Source organism: Streptomyces pluripotens, assembly GCF_000802245.2.
GTDB lineage: Bacteria > Actinomycetota > Actinomycetes > Streptomycetales > Streptomycetaceae > Streptomyces > Streptomyces pluripotens.
The window spans coordinates 6,743,911-6,765,424 of sequence record NZ_CP021080.1; the positions used below are offsets into that span (position 1 = coordinate 6,743,911).

Annotated in this window: 17 protein-coding genes and 2 pseudogenes; 8 read left to right on the forward strand and 11 right to left on the reverse strand. The window is 71.6% G+C overall.

Annotated elements, in window-relative coordinates; genetic code table 11:
* The first annotated feature begins 136 nt into the window (after window positions 1-136).
* Window positions 137-2,304, forward strand: a pseudogene (locus LK06_RS29765) (ATP-binding SpoIIE family protein phosphatase).
* Window positions 2,305-2,476: 172 nt separating this feature from the next.
* Here the strand turns inward: LK06_RS29765 and LK06_RS29770 are convergent.
* A complete protein-coding gene (locus tag LK06_RS29770; RefSeq protein ID WP_039651972.1) occupies window positions 2,477-3,661 on the reverse strand; it encodes a beta-ketoacyl-[acyl-carrier-protein] synthase family protein in 1,185 nt (394 codons plus the stop codon).
* 485 nt (window positions 3,662-4,146) lie between these two features.
* Between LK06_RS29770 and LK06_RS29775 the strand changes: the two genes are divergently transcribed.
* Entirely contained in the window at window positions 4,147-4,533 is a 387-nt protein-coding gene (locus tag LK06_RS29775; RefSeq protein WP_324618366.1) for an ARMT1-like domain-containing protein, read from the forward strand.
* Window positions 4,534-4,537: 4 nt separating this feature from the next.
* On the opposite strand, the gene LK06_RS29780 is transcribed toward LK06_RS29775, so the two are convergent.
* From LK06_RS29780 to LK06_RS29790, 3 genes are all read right to left on the reverse strand, one after another.
* On the reverse strand, window positions 4,538-5,353 hold the full coding sequence (locus LK06_RS29780) for a helix-turn-helix transcriptional regulator (RefSeq protein WP_039651971.1): 816 nt from the start codon (window positions 5,351-5,353) through the stop codon (window positions 4,538-4,540).
* A gap of 530 nt (window positions 5,354-5,883) precedes the next feature.
* On the reverse strand, window positions 5,884-6,093 hold the full coding sequence (locus tag LK06_RS29785) for a hypothetical protein (protein WP_039651969.1): 210 nt from the start codon (window positions 6,091-6,093) through the stop codon (window positions 5,884-5,886).
* Between the two features lie 212 nt (window positions 6,094-6,305).
* Complete coding sequence (locus tag LK06_RS29790) at window positions 6,306-6,707, reverse strand: DUF5997 family protein (RefSeq protein WP_039651967.1); 402 nt, start codon at window positions 6,705-6,707, stop codon at window positions 6,306-6,308.
* Window positions 6,708-6,765: 58 nt separating this feature from the next.
* Between LK06_RS29790 and LK06_RS29795 the strand changes: the two genes are divergently transcribed.
* On the forward strand, window positions 6,766-7,545 hold the full coding sequence (locus tag LK06_RS29795; protein ID WP_052318949.1) for a LysR family substrate-binding domain-containing protein: 780 nt from the start codon (window positions 6,766-6,768) through the stop codon (window positions 7,543-7,545).
* 70 nt (window positions 7,546-7,615) lie between these two features.
* Here LK06_RS29795 and LK06_RS29800 read toward each other — a convergent pair whose 3' ends face one another.
* Complete coding sequence (locus LK06_RS29800) at window positions 7,616-9,079, reverse strand: MFS transporter (RefSeq protein WP_039651964.1); 1,464 nt, start codon at window positions 9,077-9,079, stop codon at window positions 7,616-7,618.
* A 198-nt stretch (window positions 9,080-9,277) separates the two neighbouring features.
* Window positions 9,278-9,754 (reverse strand): Lrp/AsnC family transcriptional regulator, encoded by a 477-nt coding sequence (locus tag LK06_RS29805; RefSeq protein ID WP_039652244.1) that lies wholly within the window; start codon window positions 9,752-9,754, stop codon window positions 9,278-9,280.
* A 229-nt stretch (window positions 9,755-9,983) separates the two neighbouring features.
* Here LK06_RS29805 and LK06_RS29810 point away from each other — a divergent pair, with 229 nt between their 5' ends.
* Window positions 9,984-11,513 carry an FUSC family protein gene (locus LK06_RS29810; RefSeq protein ID WP_039651962.1) on the forward strand — a complete coding sequence of 510 codons (1,530 nt, stop codon included), beginning with the start codon at window positions 9,984-9,986 and terminating at the stop codon, window positions 11,511-11,513.
* 175 nt (window positions 11,514-11,688) lie between these two features.
* Window positions 11,689-12,726 (forward strand): lactonase family protein, encoded by a 1,038-nt coding sequence (locus LK06_RS29815; RefSeq protein ID WP_078858909.1) that lies wholly within the window; start codon window positions 11,689-11,691, stop codon window positions 12,724-12,726.
* Between the two features lie 282 nt (window positions 12,727-13,008).
* Here the strand turns inward: LK06_RS29815 and LK06_RS29820 are convergent, their stop codons facing one another.
* From LK06_RS29820 to LK06_RS29830, 3 genes and pseudogenes are all read right to left on the reverse strand, one after another.
* Window positions 13,009-13,935: a sirohydrochlorin chelatase gene (locus tag LK06_RS29820; RefSeq protein WP_086083567.1), complete on the reverse strand. Its 927-nt coding sequence runs from the start codon at window positions 13,933-13,935 to the stop codon at window positions 13,009-13,011.
* Window positions 13,936-14,100: 165 nt separating this feature from the next.
* Window positions 14,101-15,075 carry an N-acetylglucosamine kinase gene (locus LK06_RS29825; protein ID WP_043408436.1) on the reverse strand — a complete coding sequence of 325 codons (975 nt, stop codon included), beginning with the start codon at window positions 15,073-15,075 and terminating at the stop codon, window positions 14,101-14,103.
* A pseudogene (locus LK06_RS29830) lies at window positions 15,072-15,539 on the reverse strand (uracil-DNA glycosylase); the annotation flags it as partial. The gene LK06_RS29825 and the pseudogene LK06_RS29830, both read right to left, overlap by 4 nt.
* 232 nt (window positions 15,540-15,771) lie before the next feature.
* On the opposite strand from LK06_RS29830, the gene LK06_RS29835 reads away from it, so the two are divergent.
* Window positions 15,772-16,449, forward strand: a complete 678-nt coding sequence (locus tag LK06_RS29835) for a uracil-DNA glycosylase (protein WP_043408433.1) — start codon at window positions 15,772-15,774, stop codon at window positions 16,447-16,449.
* A gap of 365 nt (window positions 16,450-16,814) precedes the next feature.
* On the opposite strand, the gene LK06_RS29840 is transcribed toward LK06_RS29835, so the two are convergent.
* Window positions 16,815-17,900, reverse strand: coding sequence for a WD40/YVTN/BNR-like repeat-containing protein (locus LK06_RS29840; RefSeq protein ID WP_039651958.1), 1,086 nt, complete (start codon window positions 17,898-17,900; stop codon window positions 16,815-16,817).
* A 270-nt stretch (window positions 17,901-18,170) separates the two neighbouring features.
* Here LK06_RS29840 and LK06_RS29845 point away from each other — a divergent pair, with 270 nt between their 5' ends.
* Window positions 18,171-18,761 carry an Rv1733c family protein gene (locus LK06_RS29845; RefSeq protein ID WP_039651957.1) on the forward strand — a complete coding sequence of 197 codons (591 nt, stop codon included), beginning with the start codon at window positions 18,171-18,173 and terminating at the stop codon, window positions 18,759-18,761.
* A gap of 217 nt (window positions 18,762-18,978) precedes the next feature.
* On the opposite strand, the gene LK06_RS29850 is transcribed toward LK06_RS29845, so the two are convergent.
* Window positions 18,979-20,661, reverse strand: coding sequence for a DNA alkylation response protein (locus LK06_RS29850; RefSeq protein WP_174673954.1), 1,683 nt, complete (start codon window positions 20,659-20,661; stop codon window positions 18,979-18,981).
* 72 nt (window positions 20,662-20,733) lie between these two features.
* On the opposite strand from LK06_RS29850, the gene LK06_RS29855 reads away from it, so the two are divergent.
* Complete coding sequence (locus LK06_RS29855; protein ID WP_043408482.1) at window positions 20,734-21,498, forward strand: PaaX family transcriptional regulator C-terminal domain-containing protein; 765 nt, start codon at window positions 20,734-20,736, stop codon at window positions 21,496-21,498.
* The last annotated feature ends 16 nt before the right edge of the window (window positions 21,499-21,514 follow it).

Here is a 21,514-nt window from a genome sequence, read left to right on the forward strand (position 1 = left end):
CACCGCGCGATTCGCTGGTGTGGGCGATGCGACCCCCGGTGTTATTCAATGAGGTGTGCGGCGGGGATCTCGGGGCCCCGACGCACGAGTCCGAATACGGCCCCGGCGCTGTGCCGGGGATTGCTGAGAGAGCCGCATGGACTCCACACCCTCTCCCTCGTCCTCTTCGTCGTTCGACCTCGTCAGTAGCGCCCTGGGGCGCTACATCCCACGCGGCGGAGCGGCATCGGCCGCCGGTCCTGCCGATGCCCAAGGCGACCGTGCTCCCCGCGAACGCGTACCGGACGAACCGGAAGCCAGCCGCCACGATCAGATTCTCGGCGCGGTCAACCTGGACAGGGACCTGCGAATCACCCGCTGTAATCTGGACGCCCCCGTATTCGCGGGTCTGGACGCCGGGACCGGGAGTCCCTTTGTCGATCTCCTTCCCCCCGGGGACGTACCGACAGTCACTCGGCGGTTGCGCCAGGTCCTGGAGACCGGTGAGGCGCACGTCGCCCGCATCCAGCGTCTGCGGCGAGGTGACGGGTCGGAGTTGGTGGTTTCGCTGAGCATCCTGCCCGCCGCGGCGCCTCAGGAGGGCCTGACTGTCTCCGTGATCGCCATGGCCAAGAGGCTGCACCTGTACGCCGCCGAGACCGCGATCGGGACCTCGCTGGACATCGGCGAAACCGCGCAGTCGCTGGCACAGTCCCTGCTGGCCTGGGGAGACGTGGCCGCTGTCGACCTCGACTTCGCCGTGTGGACGGGCGAGGGAGTCACCGGGCAGGGGCAGGGGGAGGGGCGCATCCGGCTACGCCGGGCGGCCCTGGTGCCGGATCGGGCGTGGCCCGAGGGCTACGTGACTCCGGGAGACGACCTCCCGAGTGACGCGAGTCGCCTGCTGGCGCAGGCGGTACGGAGGGACGATGCTCCGCAGGCCATCGTCATACCGGACCGGGAGGCGGTCGAGCGGGTACTCGGCAGCCCGCGAGTGATGCGTGCCCTGGTGCCCGGCGACCAGTCGGCGGGTGTGGTGTGCGTACCGCTGGTCCTGGACAGCGCGCCGCCCGTCGTGCTGGGCCTGGCCGAGGTGTGGCGGCGGGCGGACTACCCCTTCCGTGACAGTGAGCTGTTCGACCTGCAGGAACTGGTGGCCAGGACCGCCCATCACGTCGACCTGGCCCGTCAGCACCAGCGCGAACACAGGCAGGTGCTGGCGTTGCAGCGCCGGCTGCTCCCCCGGACCGGCGGCGACACGATTGAGATCGCCAGCGTCTACCAGCCCGCCACGCCCGACAGCGCGGGCGTCGGTGGCGACTGGGTGAACAGCTTTCCATTGCCGGACGGCCGTACCGCGCTGGTGGTCGGCGATGTCGTCGGGCACGGCCTGGGAGCCGCGGCAACCATGGGTCAGCTGAGCATGGAGGCCCGCGCGCTGCTGTCCGCGGGGCTTGCGCCCGACGAGGTGCTGGAGCACCTGGACGAGACCGTGACGCTGCTGGACGACTCGGAGTCCGGGCTGGCGGCCGGCTACAGCGCCCTCGGGTCGACGTGCTGCATCGCCCTCTACGATCCGGTCAGCCACCGCGTGGCGCTGTCCAGCGCGGGTCACCTTCCCCCGGTCCTGGTGTCCCCAGACGGGCATGTGGGCCCGCTCGTGGTTCGCCCTCATCCAGGTCTGGGTGCTGAGTTCGCCCTGCGGGAGCCGTTCGACGTCCACACGTTCGGCGCGCCCCCGGGCTCCCTGCTCGCCCTCTATACCGACGGCCTCGTGGAGGATCCGGCCGTGTCGATCGACGAGGGCATCGGTAGGCTGGCGGAGGCCGTGTCCACGGTGCACCCCTGGGACACCCTGCAGCAGGCTGCACGCCGTGTCGTCTCCGCGATGGGACCCGTACGCCAGCGCGACGACGTGACCCTGCTCCTCGCGCGCATGATCGGTTACCGCAAGGGGGACACCGCAACCTGGCGGTTGCCCGCCCGTGACGATGCCCCCGCCCGTGCCCGCGCACAGGTCTCCGCGCTGTTGCGGCAATGGCACACCAAGGACGACACTCGGGACAACGTGTTGTTGCTGGTCAGCGAGCTGGTCACGAACGCTGTGCGCTTCGCCACCGGTCCCATCACGATACGGCTGATCAGGGCCGGTCACGGTCTGCTGTGCGAGGTCGGCGACACCAGCAACGGCAGGCCACGTCTGAGCCGGGACGACTTCCTCGACGACGGTGGCCGTGGTCTGCACGTCGTGCACAGGCTCACCACCCGGTGGGGGTGCGATGGACGGACGCCGGCAAGGTGGTCTGGGCGGAAGTCGCGAGGTGATGCGGTTGCGGAACGGGGGACGCGACCGGCGCATGGGGGCGTGGCGAGGGTGCGGGCGGTGTGCACGTCACCCGGTGCCACCGACGGTACGGACGGTGCCCTCGGCGGCACTGGTGACCTGACCGGCAACGGGGACGCCCCGCTTGCTCCCTACGAGCGCCGGGGGCTCGCGCTACAGCCACTCCCCTTCCAGGGCGGTGGCGGTGAGACCCGGTGCCGCCGCGTACAGGACGGCGCGGTTGCCCGGCTTCTGCCCGGCGTCGTGCGCACGCCGCAGGATGTCGAACACGGCGGCGCCTCCGCGGTTGCCGCTGGTGTAGCTGTCCCGGCTGTAGTCCAGCAGCCCCGACGGCCATGCGTCGGGCATGGTCTGCTCCATGTACTCCAGCACCCGGGTCCCGCCGGGGTGCGCCAGCAGTACGTCGGGGTGCCAGGAGTTGGGGTCGTCCTGGTAACGGACGCGCAGCCACTCCCACATCGCGGTGACCGTTTCCTGGACCGCGCGCGGCCCGCGCCGGTCCATCACGAAGTGGGTGCCGTCCGCCCGTGTATCCAGACGGTGCAGGTCTTGGGTGCCGGGCAGGGTGTGGTGCCAGGCGGCGTCCAGTCGCAGTACCGACTCGTGCCTCGGGCGGCCCGTGACCACCGCGGCGACCGCGGTGTCTGCAAAGAGCAGCCGGACGATCAAGGACTCGAGGGTGTCGTCCGCGGGCTGGTAGGTCGTGCTCAGCGCCTCCGCGATCACGACCAGGACCACCCGGTCGGGGTCCGCGGCCACGAGGTCCGCCGCCAGCGCCAGGGAGCGGGTCCCCGCTACGCAGGCCCACTGCGTGGCAGGCAGCAGCATCACGTCGCTGCGGAGCGGAAGTTGGTTGGCCAGGGCGATGTCCAGACCCGGCAACGCCGGGGTGGTGGAGTGACTGGTGATCAGACAATCGACGTCTGCGGCGTCCAGCCCCGCGATCTGTAGGGCTCCGCGCGCCGCACGCTCTCCGTAGGACCGCACGGCCTCCCAGGCCGGCGCGGTGCGTTCCTGGACGGTCTGCGGCGCGGGTATCGCTTCCAGCGTGGCGATCACGCGGTCCACGTCCTGCTGGGTGAACCCGTTGCGCGCCAACGCCTCTTGGGCTGGCCCGACGCCGACCGTGCGCAGGCCGCCGCCGTTTCCGGGCGCGACGGCAGCCTCCAGCGGCAGCATCCACCCGCGTGTCTGGATGCCCGTGCTGGCGGCGATGCCGTCGATCCGTGGCGCCCACGTCGCGTGCGGATGCCGGTTGCGTACGTCCGCCACGATCTGGCTGGTCTCCACGGCGTTCTCACCGTGTATTACGGCAGGAGGACAGAGGTAAGCGGCCATGGTGGGGCACCTTCCCAGGGGAGGAGGAATGTCAAGAGTGCTATGTCATGGGTCACTTTGGACTTCGCACCCAAGAGGTTGCCGATGGGCTCCACTTCGGGAGTCGGCATCCGTGTCGAGCATGGACGCTAATAGGACATTTCCGCTGTGATGTAGACAACTCGGACGCCTTTTGGGGTGTGTGACACGGCGCACACTGCTGAAGCGGGGTCCCTCGGAGTGGTTCCGCTGGGCTTGCCTGACCTAGCCTCAGTCAGGACGCTGCCTGACCAGGACCCAGCTCCCGCACGTCGACGTGATCCGGGTCGGGCAGCAGCCCCCGACCGGGTACGCGCCGTCCGAAGGCTCCCGGTCAGAGCGAGTTCGGCGCCGGTGCCCGTCACGGCTCCGCGCTGCGCAGATCCGCCGGTCCCGCCGGATCTGCGTGCGGCGCCCTTCGGCGCCCCATCGGGACGCCCGCCGAAACGAGCCGGATCGGCGGCCGGCTGTGGAAGGCCATGGCCGGGAGAGGCCTGGAGGTCCGCACTCACCCGTTCTTCTGTGTCCGTTTGCCGTACCAGGAGATGCCCGCGGACCTCCGCACGGAGTTCGAGGGCGTCTCGCTCACCGTGGTGGAGGGCGGCCTGAAGCACCGTCGTCTGGTGGGCGGCCGACCGTGGGACACCACGACACCGCTCGCCCGTCTCACCGCCTCCTTCTCGGGGGCGTCGCGGCGTTTCCGGACCCGGAAGTCAGACGTCGTCATCGGCCTGGGGCAGAAAACTCTGGACGCCCTCCAACGATCCGGGACTGCCTGGCGCACGAACGGAACTCATGTGCTGATCCAGGTGCGACGGTGGGGAAACCCGCCTGGGCGGGCAGCCCCACGGTGACGCATCACGGTGGGGGAGTCCGTCCCCTGGTCCCAGGCGGTCCGGGGGACGGCACCAGGCCGAGATGCTGGGCGCGCAGCACGGTGCCCACGCGGTCACGCGTGCCCAGCTTCCGGTAGACGTTCTCAATGTGTTTGTGCACGGTGCGGGTCGAGATACCGAGCCGGCGGCCGATGGCGTCGGCGGTGAGTGCCTCCGCGAGGAGCACCAGAACGGCGGTTTCGCGGGGCGTCAGTGTGCAGTCGGCCGCTCGCTGGTCCGCTGCTCCGTCGGGGCCGGCCGTTCGCCGCCATGCCTCCAGCAACTGTCGCTGCCGCTCGACCGCGACCAGCAGCGGTTGTGCCCGCTCGGCCATGACCAGGTGGTCGTCGGTGAAGTCCGATCCGGAGCGGTAGACGAGGCACCCCGTGATCGGGCTGGTGCTGTCGGGAAGCGGTACGCCCAGTGCGTGGTCGACGTCCAGGGCCGCGTTGAGCAGGCGCGAGGTCGCACTGCCCGGCCAGGCCCGGCCCGCCGCCCGTTGCGCGGTGACTGGTGTCCGGTCAGTCCGGTCCGCGTAGTGGTGGGCGAAGGGATAACCAGCGCGCAGCAGGCGCAGATCAGCCTCCCCGAGCCGGTCCAACTCGACGGCGGCATCGGGCGCCACACCGATCTGTCCGGTGCTCTCACTCCAGTCGTCCAGTTTGTGGACGACCGCCTCGCCGCCGCACAGGTCCGCCAGCGCGCCGGCGAGTAGCGGCCACAGATGCTCCGGTGTCCGCTCGTGCAGTGCCGCCACGGCAACCGCCGTCATCCGCTCGTAGGCCTTGTCCAGCCCCACGTCTTCCTCTCCGGTTGAGCCTCGTCCGTTCCCCGTGCGCGTACGTAGTTGTACGCATGTCCCTGCCGCCGTCTCCCGCCCATACTTGAGCACGGCGACACCGGCCTGATCGGGTGGACATCCGGCGGGCCGCCGGCACGGGGGAACGGCGGCCCGTTCGGTGTCGCCGCCCAAGCGGGATGCGGTCCGCTGGGTCTGCGCTCCGCGCGCCAACGCCACTTCCGTCCTCTTCCGGGCCCGTCCGGCGTCCTCGACCTCATCGCACCATGCAGCCGCACACAACGCGCCGTCCACCTCGTCGGCGTAGTGGCAACCGCCACAGTCAGCCGAGCGCCGGGCACGGCCGCGGAAGGCGGGTCGTCCGAGGACGATCCGGACCGTTTCGTCCGGCATGCGCCGGGCGGTGGTCAGGCTCACCCGCACGGTGCGGGGCGGGCCGAGGGTGCCTCTCCGGAGTGCTGCCTGGGGCGGGGTAGGGCGGTGCTGTGCAGGGCGCAGTCGGGTGGCCAACTGCCTGGTCAGCGCCTCGACTAGGCGCCGGGCCGATGGGCGCAGCGCGGCGAGCCGGGCTTCCGGCAAGCTGCCCGCGTGCCGCAGCTCTGAGCGCACCAGATCCACAGGGGGGTGACGTCGGCGATGGTCGCCGGCACGGACTCCAGCCTGCGCCCGGCCGCATGGCGGCACACCACCTTCCTGCCGTGGAGGGCGATCTCCACGTCGCCGGTCGGGATCCACTCCATGCGTGCCTCCGCGCACCCGCAGTGATCAAGTGACGCGAACTGTAGGACAGGCCACTGACAACGCCCCCGGAGGCCGGGGGCGTTGTGGAAATGGAGTGGAAATGGAGTGGAAAAGGAGTGAAAGGGGGGCAGGAAGGGAGCAGAAGGGAATCGAGGGGGAAGAGACGGGGGAGGTACGGGAGAGGGGGGAAGAGCGAGCGGGAAAGGGCGGTTCAGTCCTGCTCAGCTTCCTTCTCGCGCTTCTCCTTCCTGATGTTCTTGACGCGTGCCGCTTCCCTGCGGACCTCGGCCTGGGTGGCGCGTTCCTTCTCCAACCACTCGGGCCGCTCCCGCTTGAGCGCCTCGATCTGATCGGTGGTCAGCGGCTCGGTGACCCCGCCGCGTCCGAGGCCGGCGATGGACACGCCGAGCTTGGCGGCGACCACCGGACGAGGATGGGGTCCGTTCTCTCGCAGCTCGCGCAGCCACTCGGGCGGATTGGCCTGCAGCTCGTTCAGCTCGGCGCGCGAGACCACGCCCTCCTGGAAGGCGGCGGGGGTGGCGGGGAGGTACACACCCAGCTTCTTGGCCGCGGTCGCGGGCTTCATCGTCTGGGTGCTCTGCTGCGAACTCATGAGCTCAAGGGTATCGGCCGCGTGCCGCGGGGCCCGCCACGGCCGGTAACCTGGCCTGGTGACAGGCTCGGAGGAACCACCGTCGTTCCGGCTCGCGTACGTTCCCGGAGTGACGCCCGCCAAGTGGGTGAAGATCTGGAACGAGCGCCTGCCCGGCATCCCGCTCACCCTCGTCCAGGTTCCGGCCGCCGAGGCACCCGGACTCCTACGCGCGGGCGAGGCGGACGCGGGTCTCGTGCGGTTGCCCGTCGACCGCACGTACTTCAGCGCGATCCCTCTGTACACCGAGACCACGGTGGTCATCGTCCCCAAGGACCACCTGATCACGGCTGTGGACGAGGTCAACCTCGCCGACCTCGCCGACGAGGTGCTCTTCCATCCCCGTGATGACGTCTTCGACTGGGACCGCCCGCCCGGTGAGCCGGCTTTCGAACGGCCGGTGACGACACACGATGCGGTCGAGCTGGTGGCGGCGAACGCTGGCCTCCTGGTCGTCCCGCAGTCGCTCGCCCGGCTGTACCACCGCCGGGACCTCACCTACCGCCCGGTGGTGGACGCCCCGCAGTCGAGCGTCGCCCTGTCCTGGCCGGAGGAGGCCACCACCGATCTGGTGGAGGACTTCATCGGCATCGTCCGCGGGCGGACCGTCAACAGCACCCGGGGCCGTGCGGCGGCCACGCCGCAGGCCAAGGCCTCGGAGGAACGCAAGCGCAAGCGCTCCGAGCAGGGCGGCACCCGGCAGAAGCAGGCCGGCAAGACTCCGGGCCGCGCGGCACACGCGCGCTCGGGAGGCGGTAAACCGGCCTCCGGGCGAGGCCGACCGCGCCGGAGGTCGTGAAGCGGGCCGCCTTCTCGGCGCCGCCCTGTGCGCCTGTCCGCCCGTGCGGGGCGCCCTCGACCGGAGTGGCCTACGTCGCCTGCCGCGCCGATTCCATCCTCCGCTCCGGCTCCGGACGGGCCCGGCGTTCCCGGAGGTCAGCGAAGGCCAGCACCAGGGCCATCAGGATGATGCCGACGGCAGTGAGCAGTCCGAGCTGGAGCGCGGCGGCAGGACTGCCGTGGCTCGCGAGATGCGCGAAGAACACCGCGCCCACGACCGCGATGCCCGACGCCGAGCCGATGCGCTGGGCGGTCTGCAGCATTCCGCCCGCCGCCCCTGCGCGCCGCACGGGAACGCGGGAGAGGGTGAGCGTGGTGTTCGGTGAGATGGTCAGACCCGAGCCGATACCGGCGACGAGCAACGGCAGTGCAGCCGCCACCGCCACGGCCCGCCCCGGCACCCACTGCACGGCAGCGATGACGCCGAGCAGCCCCACGGACACCACGGACAACCCCCAGATGACCAGGCCGCGCCCGTAACGGACCACGAGTCGCCCCCCGGCAGCGGCCCCTGCCACTGAGCCTGCGGCGAAGGGCAAGGACGCCAGACCGGCCTCCAGCGCGCTGTAGTTCATACCGTTCTGCAGGAACAGCGTGTAGACGAAGAACAGCGTGGTGAAGCCGCCGAAGTACACCAGGCTCAGTACCGCGCCCAGCCAGAAGGAACGGAGGGAGAACAGCTCCAGGTCGATCAGGGGAGCCCGGTCCCGTCGGCCCTGGTGCCGTTCCCATGCCCAGAACGCGAACAGTAGCCCGGCAGCGACCGGGAGCAGCGCCCACTTCAGCCGTCCGGGCCACTGTTGCTCCTGCACCAGGGGCAGCATGAGGGCGAGCACTCCGGCCCCCAGGAGCAGAACACCCAGCAGGTCGAAACCCTCGCGCCGTCCCGGCGACGCCGGTGAGCGGGGTAGCAGGCGCAGCGCCGCGGCGAACACCGTCACGCCGATGGGCAGATTGACGAAGAACACCCAGCGCCAGCCGTCAGCGCTGCCGAACGCCTGGATCAGCAGGCCGCCGGCCAGCGGTCCGACCGCGGTGGAAAACCCGACGACGCTCCCCACCCTGCCGAAGGCACGTGCTCGCTCCGGGCCCTGGAACATCTGCTGGATCAGCCCTGAAGTCTGTGGCGCGACCAGGCCCGCCGCCGCTCCCTGGAGCAGTCGGAACAGCACCAACCAGGTGGCGCCGCGGGCCAGCCCGCAAGCCGCCGAGGCCAGGGTGAACAGGGCGAGACCGGTCAGAAAGGCCTCACGACGGCCGCGCAGATCCCCAAGGCGCCCCGCCGGGACGAGCACCAGCCCGAAGGCCAGGGCGTAGCCGGAGATCACCCAGGACAAGTCGGCGTCGTCGGCGTGCAGTCCGCGCTGCATCGAAGGCAGCGCCACGTTCACGATCGAGGTGTCCAGCAGCGTCATGAAGCTGGAGGTCAGACAGACCGCGAGCGCCTTCCACCGCCGGTCGCCGAGGGCAGGCCCAGCCTGGTCTGTGGTCATGGAGTCACGCTAAGCATCCGCGATGCCTCGTGCACCCGCTGGGACGCGCGGGGAGGCCAGGCGCGGGCTCGCCGGAGGGCCCCGGCCGGAGTGCCGCTGCTTCCCGGGTGTGGATACCGAGGGGGTGGTTGCGGTCGTGGGTGTTCCGCCGGGCCGGACGGGGTCGGGACCGCAGGCACGGTCCAGCGGGGCCCGGCGTCAGGCGCGGGCCGTCCGGCCGACCGACTCCACTAGGGGGAGCAGCCGGTGCGGAACGCGTTCGCGCAGCGCCACCTCGGTACGGGTGCGCACCACGCCGGGGAGGCTGATCAGCTTCTGGATGACGTCCTCCAGATGGGCGTTGTCCCGGCCCACCACCCGAGCGAGCAGATCTCCGCCACCGGTGATCGAGAAGGCCTCCACGATTTCCGGGACGGCCGCAAGTGCGTCCCCCACGTCGTCGAGATGGCCCTGGGTGACCTCGATGTGCACGAACGCGAGCACGGGATGGCCTAGGGCGGCGGGGGACAGGACCGGTCCGGTACCGGTGATCACACCGTCACGTTCCATCCGGTCCAGCCGGGCCTGGACCGTGCCTCGTGCCACGCCGAGGACGCGGGCGTACTCGCGCACGCTGGTGCGGGGCTGCTCCAGGAGCAGTCGCAGGATGCGGGTGTCGAGTTCGTCCACGGCCATGATGAACGACTGTACCAATGGCCCACCCGACGGATCGGCACGTCTCCCCACCGACCTGGTCCGTTGGTATCTCGGCCGACAAGGCAACGTGGCCGAAGCTGGGCCAATGGCCCAGTGAGTCGGACAGAACTTGATCCAGCGCCCTCTGTGATGCTCTTATGGACGTGTCGATGGCGCTGCGGACCTCCGCGGCGCCTTTTCTGTGTCGTGTTCCAAGCGGAGGGCAGCAGTGCTGAAGAGGGTGTTCGTGGCTCCGGACCCGGGGCGGGCGCGACTGCGCTTCGCCGCACGGGCCGTCCTCGGCATCGGCCTGGCGGTCGCGGTCTGCCTGAGTGCCGGATACTCCCTCGTCGGCGCGGTGACCGGCGGCCTCGCCGCGCTGCTCGCACTCTTCACGGTCACCGATCCGACCGTGCGCGGCCAGGCGGTCACCACCGTGCTGCTGCCCGCCGTGGGAGTGCCGGTGCTGGCAGTCGCGGCCGGCCTGCACGACCACCCCGTGGGGCGCGACCTCGCCTTCCTGGCCGTCGTCGGCGCCGGCGTGTACGCGCGCCGCTGGGGTCCGCGCGGGCACAGCCTCGGCGTGTTCGCCTTCATGACCTACTACGTGGCCCAGTTCCTGCGCGCCACACCGGACCGGCTGCCCGAGCTGTACTCCGCCATCGCGCTCTCTGTCCTCAGCGCTGCCCTGGTGCGTTTCGGCGTGTGGTGCTACGAGCGCCGGCTGGCCCCGGCCGCAGCCCCCGCCCCGCCCGACGGCACCGGACTGGCCCGGACCACCACACGGCAGGCGGTGCAGGCGACCGCGGGCGCCGGCTTCGCGCTGGTCGTGGGCCAGCTAGTGTCCGGACAGCGCTGGTACTGGGCCGTCGGGGCCACCTGGTGGATCTTCGTCAACACCACCTCGCGCGGCGAGACTCTGGTGCGCGGCTTCCGGCGGGTCCTCGGCACGGTGATCGGCATCGCCCTGGGCTTCCTCGTCGCCGTCCCCGTGCACGGCGCGCCCGTCCCAACGGCCGTCCTGGTGACGGTTGCCGTGTTCGGCATCTTCTACACGGCGGCCGTCTCCTACACGTGGATGATGCTCTGGGTGACCCTGCTCGCCGAACTGCTCTACGGTCTCCTCGGGGTTCTCGGCCCGGGACTGCTCGCCCTGCGCCTGGCCGAGACCGCTGTGGGAGCGCTGGGGGCCGCGCTCGCCGTGCTGTGCCTCCTGCCGGTCACCACGCACGCCACCACCAACGCCTGGATCCAGCGAGCCCTGCGCAGCGTCCATGCCTGTACGGCCGAGGTCGCGGCCTACCCCCAGCCGCCGGGCGTCGCTCGGGCGAGCGGCATCCCCCCGATGGGTTCCACCATGGCCGGTGCGGCGCCGCGCGTGGCCGAACTGGAGCAGTTGCTCGGCCGGGTCCGGCTCTCGGTGGCCCCCCTCGTCCATCCGCTGAACCCGATGCCGGCCCGCAAACGGCGCGCCCGCCGGGTTCTCGCGCTGCTTGACGACTGCGCCCGCGAGATCCGTGGCCTGGTGGCCGTCGCGGCCGACCCCCAGGCCTGCCACGACGCCCGTCTGGCCGCCGCCTGCCGACGCGTGGAAGCCGCTGTGGAAGCCCTCACCGCAGGCGGTGCCCGGCCCCCGCACCATCCTGCCGAGCCACCTGCCGAGCCGGCCCTCGCCCACCTGCACGGCCTGGAACGTGCCCTCGCGGACCTGGCCGAGCCGCTGCGGTCGCCGTCGCGGTCGCGGCTGGTCGGCGCCTGACCGCTGGGCGCCATCCGGGCGCGGAGCGGGTGGGGGCGTTCCGGGAAGACGCTGACTGCGCAGATGAACCGCGACCGTGCAAAAGGACCGCCCTGTCGGCCGCCACTTGGTCTAGACCGTCGCAGGTCGACTGCTACCGTCAGCCACGGACTGGCTCGACCGAGAGGGGACAACGGTGGTGCAGGAGGGCAGGGCGGACAGGAGGAGGGCGTTCATCGGCTCGTTCACGGCTGCGGGCGGGCCCGGGCTGGTGACCGCGGAGATTGCGTCGAACAGCGGGGCGCTCACCCTCGTGGCCGCAGTGAACGTAGTGCCCGACCCCTCCTACCTGGCCCTGTCCCCGGACGGGAACACGCTGTACGTGGTCAGTGAGACCGCCGAGGGCGCCGTCGCGGCGTACCGGGTCGGCGGGGACCGGCCGGAACCCGCCGGGCCGCCGGTGCCGGTGGACGGCAGTGGCCCCACCCACCTCAGCCTGTACGCCGGGCACGTGCTGACCGCCAACTATGGCTCGGGAAGCGTTACCGCGGTCCCCGTGCGTCCGGACGGCGGCCTCGCCGCCAAACCCTCCGGAGTCCTCCGGCACACCGGTTCGGGTCCGCACGACCGGCGCCAGCGCGGTCCGCACGCCCACCAGGTGCAGCCCGACCCCAGTGGCCGCTGGGCCGTCAGTGTCGACCTCGGCACGGACTCGGTGCGGGTCTGTGCCCTGGAGCGGGGCGTTCCCGTGCTGCACCGCGAGTTCGCGCTGCGTCCCGGGTCCGGCCCCCGTCATCTTGCCTTCCACCCGGACGGCGAGCACGCCTACGTGGTCAATGAACTCACCCCGACGGTGACGGTGTGCCGTTGGGACGCGGCGGGTGGTTCTCTGAAGCCGCTGTCGGAGGTCTCCGTACTGCCGGGCGCTCCGGCCGGTGACGCCTACCCGTCCGGGATCGTGGTGTCGCCCGACGGCCGCTTCGTATGGACCGCGACCCGTGGCGAGGACGTGCTGTCGGTGCTCGGCGTCGCGCCGGACGGACTCCGGCTGACCGGTACGGTGCCCTGCGGTGGGCACTGGCCACGCGCGCTGGAAGAGCACGACGGGTTCCTCTACGCCGCCAACGAGCGCTCCGGTGACGTGACCTGGTTCGCCGTCGACGAGGCGACCGGGCGGCCCCAGTATGACGGATCTGTGCAGGTCACCGCGGCCTCCTGCATCGTTTTCGGCTGACCCCCGGCCGCGTTCGGGCGCGCCGACGTGGTCGGGGCGGCCTTGCCGCCTGGGACACCGCTCCGGCTGAGGGCCGGCTCGGAGTGCCGGCTCTCGGGTGAGTCGCGGGCCGTGAGCAATGCGCCTGCGGTGCGGGCCGCTCCGCTCCGCCCGGGAACGCCCGCCTGGGAACGCCCGCCTGGGAACGCCCGCCCGGCCCGGGCGCCGCTCGGTAGCGGAAGGCGGAAGGCCCGCTCCGAAGACCGGAGCGGGCCCTGAGTCGTCGGGGCATGCCGTGCGGTGTCAGCGGACCGGCGTGCCCTGCGGCTGCTGCGGGGCGATACCCAGCGTCGTCGTGTACTTGGCGAGCGCCAGCTTGCCGATCGCCGGGTATGCGCCGAGCGCCTCGGCGGTGGCGCAGCCTGCCTCCTCGGCGGCCGCGTTCAGCAGCGCCGGGTCGATTTCCGGACCGATCAGGTACGGGGCGAGGGCGAGCTGCTGGGAGCCGGCGGAACGCAGTTGCTCGGCGACGGAGGTGATGGAGCCCTCCTGGTCCAGGGCCGCCGCCATCACCGGTACGGCCAGACGCGCGGCGAGCAACATGCCGGTGATCCCGGCGGCCTGCACTGCCTCCTCACCACCCACGGAGGCCAGGATGATGCCGTCGGCCGCGGTGGCCACGGTGAACAGCCGGGCACGGTCGGCGCGCGCCAGCCCCGCCTCGGAAAGCCGCACGTGCAGCGCCTCGGCGAGCAGCGGGTGCGGACCGAGGGCGTCGGTCAGTTCGGCGGCGACCCGGCTGTCCATCACCGACTGGCGGATCCGCCGCAGCAGGGCGTTGTCCGGACCGGCCACCAACGGGACGACGACGGCGACCGGACCGCTGGGCTCCTTGACGCCTTCCGCTCCGGCGGCGACGGCCTGCTCATAGCGGGTTGCGCGCTCCTCGGCGGCGTGCGCCAGCACGGACCGGAGAGCGGGGAACTCGGTGTCGTCCCCTTCCAGGTACCCGATCCGGGCGTCCAGGCCGGGCAGCTCGGAGCGGGCGATGCTCACGACCTCCTCGGCGAGGCCGCGTGTGGCGGCGCTGGGCGCACCGGGCACCGCGAGGACGAGCGCGGGCGCGCCCTCGGGAGCCACCAGCGGTTCCGGTCGGCGGTGCCGTCCGGGCTGGCGGGGTCGCGGCATTCGTACTGGCAGGCCGGACGCGGGTCCAGTGGGGGAACTCATGGCGTCGCATGTTACTGGCTTCCTGGCTTCCTCCGTTCGGGGAGGGTGCAGGTGAGCGGTATCCGTCCGGTTTTGTCTGATGAGTTACGGACGAGCGACACGTGTTCCGGGCACGTGCCCGGAACACGGGCTGACAAGAGGGGTCCATCCGTTGTTGGCGGTTCCTCATTCCGTCTCAGTGCGCACCACGTACAGCATCGTCGGGTCACCCGGCAGAGCGAGCCGACCGGTCGACAGGTCGGTCGCGATCCGTACCGAGCCGTGCAAGGGGTCGCCCTCGGCCGGCACCTGCCGTGCGTGGGGTAGCTGTGCCGCCAACTCCTCGCGCAGAGGAACGAGGAGGGCGTCGCCCAGCCTGAAGAGGCCACCGGTGAGTGCCACTTCGGGTTCTCCTCCGGCCGGGCACACGGCCAGGGCGGAATCGGCCATGTGCCGGGCCGCGGTGCGCAGGAGGTCCGCTGCGACGGGATCGTGCACGGCGCATGCGGCCACTTCGGGCGCGAAGGAGGCCAGCAGGGCAGGCCGGTCGGTGCGTGGATAGAGCAGGCTGGGGAGCCCGTGCACCGGGCCGAACCGATCTTCCGTGCGGGCCAGCAGTGGTGCGGAGCCGCCGGCGCGACCGTCGTGGGCGCGCAGTGCCGCTTCCAGACCAGCCCGTCCGATCCAGGCGCCGCTGCCGCAGTCGCCCAGCAGATGTCCCCAGCCGTCGGCCCGCCGCCAGCCCGTCAGGTCGGTGCCGATGGCGATCAGTCCGGTTCCTGCGGCGAGGACCGCGCCCGGGCGGGGGCCGAGCGCGCCTACGTAGGCGGTGACGGCGTCGGCGGCCAGCGCCACGTCCCGTACCCCCAACTCCCGCGCGAGGGCGTCGGGAAGTTCAGCGCGCAGGGCGCCTCCGAGGGTGGCGAATCCGGCGGCGCCGACGACGGCCGTGGTCGGCCCGCTGACCCCGGCCTCCGCCGTCAGCGCTCGGACCAGCGGGACGAGTTGCGTCATCAGATGCGCGGGATCGATGCCTCGTGCACCCGTGCGGAGGGGTTCCCGGGTCTCCCGCAGGGCAGCGGGCTCCCGGCCCGGGATCCCGACGGCGATCCGGAGGCCGGAACCGCCGGAGTCCACGGCGAGGTAGCTGGGCACGCTCACGGCAGTCGCCAATCCACGGGCTGTCCTCCGTGCTGGATCAGCAGGTCGTTGGCGCGGCTGAACGGGCGCGAGCCGAAGAATTCGCGGTCGGCCGACGTGGGGGAGGGGCGCGTGAATTCCCCCGATGGCAGATTGTCCAGCCACGGACGCAGCGTGCGGGTGTCACGCCCCCACAGGATGGACGCCCGCAGCAGGCCGCGCGCGACCAGCGCCCGGATCGTCCGCTCGGTGACCTCCTCCCAGCCCGTGCCGGGGTGCGCACCCGGGGTGCTGCGCCGCACGGTGGAGAGCGCCCTGTTGAGCAGCAGCACACCCTGCGCTATCCACGGAGAGTGATCGCCGTTGGGCTGCTGGGACAGACCCAGCTGGTGGTTCAGCTCGCGGAAGAAGTTGATCAAGCTCGGGGGCAGCGGGCGCACGTCCGACGCGACTGAGAACGACAGTCTCGCTGCGTGTGCGGGAGTTCCGAGGTGTCGGCATGCAGGACGAAGGGCTGACCAGGCATGATGACCATGACGGAGTGGCTTGAGCACGGGATGCACCAAGATTCCCTCCTTCCCGGTGACCGGTTGCGCGAACTGCTCGACCGTCTCGAAGACCTCGACGAGGAGGAAGAGTAGCGCCGGTAGGGGCCCTGGTGCGTAGGGCCTGTTGGCTTGTGCAGGGCTTCGGTGCATGCCGGTAGAGTGACGCGCTGTGGCACCACGACCCTTGCACGAACTTGTTGAAGCAGGCTGGGCGAAGGCTCTCGAACCTGCAGCCGAACGCATCGCGGCCATGGGGGACTTCCTCCGGGCCGAGATAGCGGCCGGCCGGACCTACCTTCCGGCCGGGGCGAATGTCCTGCGGGCCTTCCAGCAGCCGTTCGATGACGTCCGTGTCCTGATCGTCGGCCAGGATCCCTACCCCACGCCGGGGATGGCGATCGGGTTGAGTTTCGCGGTGGCGCCCGAGGTGCGTTCGCTGCCCGGCAGTTTGGAGAACATCTTCCGGGAGATGCACTCCGACCTGGGCCTCGATCGCCCGTCCAATGGTGACCTGACGCCGTGGACCCGACAGGGCGTTCTCCTGCTCAACAGGGCGCTGACCACGGCCCCGCGCAGCCCGGGTGCCCACCGCGGCAAGGGCTGGGAGGAGGTCACCGAGCAGGCGATCCGGGCGCTGGCGGCACGGGGCAAGCCGCTGGTGTCCATCCTGTGGGGGCGTGACGCGCGCAATCTGCGGCCGCTGCTGGGAGATCTCCCAGCGATCGAGTCCGCTCATCCCTCCCCGATGTCGGCGGACCGGGGCTTCTTCGGCTCGCGTCCGTTCAGCCGGGCCAATGACCTGCTGGTCAGACAGGGCGCCCAGCCGGTGGATTGGCGACTGCCGTAACCTCACGCCCGCCGCAGCGACCGCGAGCCGCTTGGTGAAGCACCGGCGTACAGCCCGACCCGTCTGCCATCGAGGTTCTGACCAGGCCCAGATCGTCGAGTTCCGCCTCGCTCAGTTGCCTGTCCACGGGCAGCACGCTATCCACCGGACCGGCCGGAGGAACACCCGGGAGTACCTGCCCCCAGCCGCGCCCTTCTGACGCCCAGCCCCGTTCGGCGATTTCCTGTAAAGGCCGTGGCGCCACTTCCTGTAAAGGCCGTGGTGCCACGGGCGTCACCCGGCTGCTCTACACCGGCTGGTGACAGACCGATGCCTGACGTGCGATCGGGAGCTTCCTGGTGTCCTGCCGCGTTCCTGCCGCACGCTCAGCCGGTCACCGCTGCCCGTACGCACAGCACGTCCGGCAGATGCGCGGCCAGTTGCTGCCAGCTGTCGCCGCCGTTGGCGGAGGCGAACAACTCACCGTTGCGGTTTCCGAAGTACACGCCCGCCGGGTCGGCGTCGTCGGTGCACAGGGCGTCCCGCAGCACCGTGCCGTAGTGGTCTCCCTCTGGCAGTCCGCTGGACAGCGGCTCCCACGATCTGCCCGCGTCCGTGGTGCGGAAGACCCGGCAGCGGCGACCGGCGGGAACCCGGTCGGTGTCCGCGTTGATCGGGAAGACGTACGCTGTGCCACCACGGCTCGGATGGGCTGCCACCGCGAACCCGAACGTGGACGGCAGGCCCGCGCCGATGTCGGTCCAGTGGGCCCCAGCGTCGTCACTGCGGTACACCCCCCAGTGGTTCTGCAGATACAGCCGGTCTGGATCGCCCGCGTCCTTGGCGATCTTGTGCACGCACTGGCCGAAGTCGGGGTTGGGGTCCGGCAGGAACACCGCGGACACACCGGAGTTGGACGGCGCCCAGCTCGCGCCGCCGTCGGTGGTGCGGAACACCCCGGCCGTCGAGACGGCCACGGTCACCGCCTGCGGGTCGCGCGCATAGGTGACGACCGTGTGCAGGCCCTCACCGCCACCGCCGGGCACCCACCGGGTGCGGGTCGGGTGCTCCCACAGCGGTCGCACCAGCTCGAAGCTCTCCCCCCGGTCCTGCGAGCGGTACAACGCGGCCGGTTCGGTGCCCGCGTACACCACATCCGGCTCAGCGGCAGCCGGATGCAACTGCCAGACGCGCTCCAGGGAGGCCCCAGTGTCCTCGGGGAATCTGACGGCCGGCCGCGCAGGTTCGGTCCAGGTACGGCCGAGGTCGTCGGAGTGGAAGACCGACGGACCCCAGTGTGCGCTGTCGCCCCCCGCCAGCAGCCTGGGGCGGGCGCCCCGCGTGTCGATCGCCACCGAGTAGATCGCCTGCGCATTGAAGTAGGGACTCTCGTCGAACTCCCAGGCGCCACCGCCCCGCCGCCCGATGAAGAGGCCCTTGCGGGTACCCACCGCCAGCAGAACCTCGGTCATGCCGATCACCTCCGGGACGCCTGTGTCCAGGTAGTCGTCAGATACCGGCCAGTGTGCACCCCACCACTGACACTCTCTCCGAAGCCAACGTTCCCGCAGGTCGTGGCAGTGTCGTCGGCCGGCGCCGAAAGCCAGCAGGATCCGTTCGAGGATGCGCCTGCGGGGCGGGGGCGTCCCGTGGGACCGCCGAGGAGTCGGCTCGTCGTGAGCAGCGGAGCGACCTTTCCCGTATGGGAGGGCGTCCGGCCGGTCGGTGCGCTCGTGAGGAGGATGCCTTTGAAGGCGTTCCGTGGTCCGAAAGTGTGGTTGTGGCGCTGGCGGCGCAACCCGCTCAAGCGCCGCACTGACGTGGCGGAGGCCTGGTTGGTCCTCGGTACCTGGCTGCTGACCGTCCTGACGGGGGTGCTGGCGGGCCTGGCGGCGGTCCGGTCGGCGGAGCAGGGACTCGCTCGGGAAAGGGCCACCTGGCGTCCCGCCGTGGCACAGGTCGTCGAACCGGTCCCGGGAGGGTCCCCCGCACACAGCCGTATCAGCGCCGGCGAACGGGTCTGGGTCAAAGTGCGCTGGACGGCGGCCGACGGCTCCGCCCACACCGGCCGGGCCCGGGTGGCCCCCGGCAGCAAGGCGGGCACCCTCGTCACCGTCTGGACCGATGAGGCGGGACGTCTCGGCAGCCGGCCCGCCTCCGCCTCCGAGGGAGCCCTCCGGGCCGCCCTGTTGGGCGGACTGGCCGGTGTGAGCTGCGCCGCCGTGCCTCTGGCCGGGGGCCTGGCCCTGCGCGGTCGGTTGGAGCGCCGACGGATGGACGCCTGGGCCGCGGAATGGGCCTGGCTCGGTCCGCGCTGGGGCCGGAGGGTCTGACCGCGTGGTGGGGCCGGACGACTGGGTGTGCCCCGGCCCGGCGGGCCGGTGCCCCGGCCGTCCGGCACTCTGTTCCGACGCTCTGCGTGGTCAGGGCTCCGAGTGGCTGCCCGGCCGTGGCCCTGCGCTGCCGTAGTACCTCGACCGTGCCGGCCGTACCGCGGTGAGCGCGGTCCCCGGCGGCCTGTCACCTGCCGGGGAGGACAGCGGCGGAGGATCAGTCCAGGCTGGGCAGGGCCCGCTGCAGGATCGCATCCTGGTCGGTTCCGGCGGGCAGCGTGCCGAAGGAGTGGCCCCAGTCGCCACCCAACCGGGTGGCGCAGAAGGCGTCCGCGACCGGATGCGGGGCGTACCGGACGAGCAGCGAGGCCTGGAGTGCGAGGGCCATGCGCTCGACCAGCCGGCGGGCGCCCGCCTGATCGGTTCCGGCCAGCTGGTTCTGCAGCGCGGCCACCGCCGCGTCCAGCCGGGCGTCGGCCCCGCGGGCGAGGGCGAGCTCGGCGAACAGGGCCTCGGTGGTGTCCGGTTCACGGCTCAGGGCGCGCAGCACATCGAGCGCGTTGACGTTCCCCGAGCCTTCCCAGATCGACAGCAGCGGAGCCTCCCGGTAGTGCCGGGGCATGCCGGACTCCTCCACGTACCCGTTGCCGCCGAGGCACTCCAGTGCCTCGGCGGTGAACGCCGGGCCCCGTTTGGTCACCCAGTACTTGCCCACCGCCGTGGCGATGCGCCGGAAGGCCCGTTCCCCGGTGTCCCCGCGTACTGCGCGGTCCGCCGCTCCGGCCAGCCGCAGCGTCAGCGTGGTCGCCGCCTCCGACTCCAGCGCCAGGTCGGCCAGGACGTTGCGCATCAGCGGCTGGCCGATCAATGGGGCGCCGAAGGCGCTGCGGTGCCGGGCGTGGTGTCCGGCCTCGACCAGTGTCTTGCGCATCAGGGTCGCCGAGGACGTCACACAGTCCAGGCGGGTGCAGTTGACCATCTCGATGATGGTCTTGACGCCGCGCCCCTCCGGACCCACCAGCCAGGCCACGGTCCGGTCGAACTCAGGCTCGGAGGAGGCGTTGGACCGGTTGCCCAGTTTGTCCTTGAGCCGCTGGATGCGGAAGGTGTTGCGGCTGCCATCCGGCAGGACCCGCGGCACCAGGAAGCACGACAGACCGCCCGGGGCCTGCGCGAGCACCAGGAACACGTCGCACATCGGCGCCGATGTGAACCACTTGTGCCCGCGCAGCGTGTACACGCCCGCTTCCCCGGTGGGCGTGGCCGTGGTGGTGTTGGAGCGGACGTCCGACCCCCCCTGCTTCTCGGTCATGCCCATTCCGGCGAGCAGGCCGGGCTTCCGGGTCGGCACGCGCAGTTCCGGGTCGTATTCCCGGCTGGTGAGCAGTGGCTCGTAGACCTTGGCGAGATCCGGCTGGGCGCGCAGCGCGGGCACTGCGGCGTACGTCATCGATGTCGGGCAACCGTGCCCCGCCTCCGTGTGCCCCCACACCAGGCTTCCTGCCGTCCGGGCCACGTGCGCGCCCGGACGGTCGTCGGCCCATGGGGCGCCGGCCAGACCTTCGGCGACCGCCGTGCGCATCAGATGGTGCCAGCTGGGGTGGAACTCCACCTCGTCGACGCGGTGGCCGTAGCGGTCGTGGGTGCGCAGTTCGGGTTCGTTCCGGTTGGCCAGTTCGCCCCACTCCTGTGCCTCCTCGCTGCCGGCGCGCGTCCCCAGCCGCCGGATGCCGTCCTCGGCCCACCCGGCGCCTTCCCGGCGCAGCCCCTCCAACAGGGCTTGGTCGGCGGAGGCGTCGTACGGAGCGAGCGGTGGGGCCTGATTGGTGACGTCGTGCGTGGCGGAGAACTCCGGCTGAGGGTGCGACGGCGACGGCGACTGCGCGGGTATCGAAACCATACGGGCCATGTTGCAACTCTTCTGCGACTGTAGCAATAGCGCAATAAACTGACGCGCGTACAGTACGTGTTCATGCACATGAACACGTCCGAGCCGGACGGCGCGGGCCTGCGGCCGCTTTCGGCGCGGTCGGTCGTACTGAGTCTGCTGCTCGGCGCGCATCCGCCGGAGCTGCCGGTGAAGGATCTGGTCCGGCTGGTGGAGCCGTTCGGGGTCGGTGGTTCCACCCTGCGGGCCGCGCTGAGCCGCATGGTGGCCGCCGGTGACCTCGTGCGCACGGACGCCGTCTACGGGCTGAGCGACCGGCTGCTCGCCCGCCGGCGCCGACAGGACGACGCGGTGCACCCCGGCACCCGCGCGTGGACCGGAGACTGGGAGATGGCGGTGATCACGGCGACGGGTCGTGGCCCCGCCGAACGTGCCGAGCTGCGCACCCGGTTGACCGTCCTGCGCCTGGCCGAACTGCGCGAGGGCGTGTGGCTGCGCCCGGCCAATCTGGTCCGACCTCTGCCGGACGACCTGTGCAGCGTGGGCCGGACGTACACCGCACGCCCCGACGAGCCGGCGCACGAGTTGGCCGGCCGCCTCTGGCCGCTTGAGGCCTGGGCAGCCACCGCCCGCTCGCTGCGGGCTCGCGTGGTCCGGGTCGACCGCCCCGCCGACCGCCTCACCGCCTTCGCCGCGGTCGTGCGCCATCTGCTCACCGACCCCGTCCTGCCGCCCGCCCTCCTGCCCGCGGACTGGCCGGGCGCGGCTCTGCGTGAGGCCTATGCCGACTACCGCCGGGACCTGGCGGTCTCCCTCGGCCTGGCGGGCACGGGGCCGTGCCCGCCATGACCGCGCAGCGCCACGA

Coding starts and splice junctions, on each gene's coding strand:
- LK06_RS29770 (WP_039651972.1), bottom strand. CDS start 3,661: ATGGCCGCTTACCTCTGTCCTCCTGCCGTAATACACGGTGAGAACGCC.
- LK06_RS29785 (WP_039651969.1), bottom strand. CDS start 6,093: ATGGAGTGGATCCCGACCGGCGACGTGGAGATCGCCCTCCACGGCAGG.
- LK06_RS29790 (WP_039651967.1), bottom strand. CDS start 6,707: ATGAGTTCGCAGCAGAGCACCCAGACGATGAAGCCCGCGACCGCGGCC.
- LK06_RS29800 (WP_039651964.1), bottom strand. CDS start 9,079: ATGACCACAGACCAGGCTGGGCCTGCCCTCGGCGACCGGCGGTGGAAG.
- LK06_RS29805 (WP_039652244.1), bottom strand. CDS start 9,754: ATGGCCGTGGACGAACTCGACACCCGCATCCTGCGACTGCTCCTGGAG.
- LK06_RS29820 (WP_086083567.1), bottom strand. CDS start 13,935: ATGAGTTCCCCCACTGGACCCGCGTCCGGCCTGCCAGTACGAATGCCG.
- LK06_RS29840 (WP_039651958.1), bottom strand. CDS start 17,900: ATGACCGAGGTTCTGCTGGCGGTGGGTACCCGCAAGGGCCTCTTCATC.
- LK06_RS29845 (WP_039651957.1), top strand. CDS start 18,171: ATGCCTTTGAAGGCGTTCCGTGGTCCGAAAGTGTGGTTGTGGCGCTGG.
- LK06_RS29850 (WP_174673954.1), bottom strand. CDS start 20,661: ATGGTTTCGATACCCGCGCAGTCGCCGTCGCCGTCGCACCCTCAGCCG.
- LK06_RS29855 (WP_043408482.1), top strand. CDS start 20,734: ATGCACATGAACACGTCCGAGCCGGACGGCGCGGGCCTGCGGCCGCTT.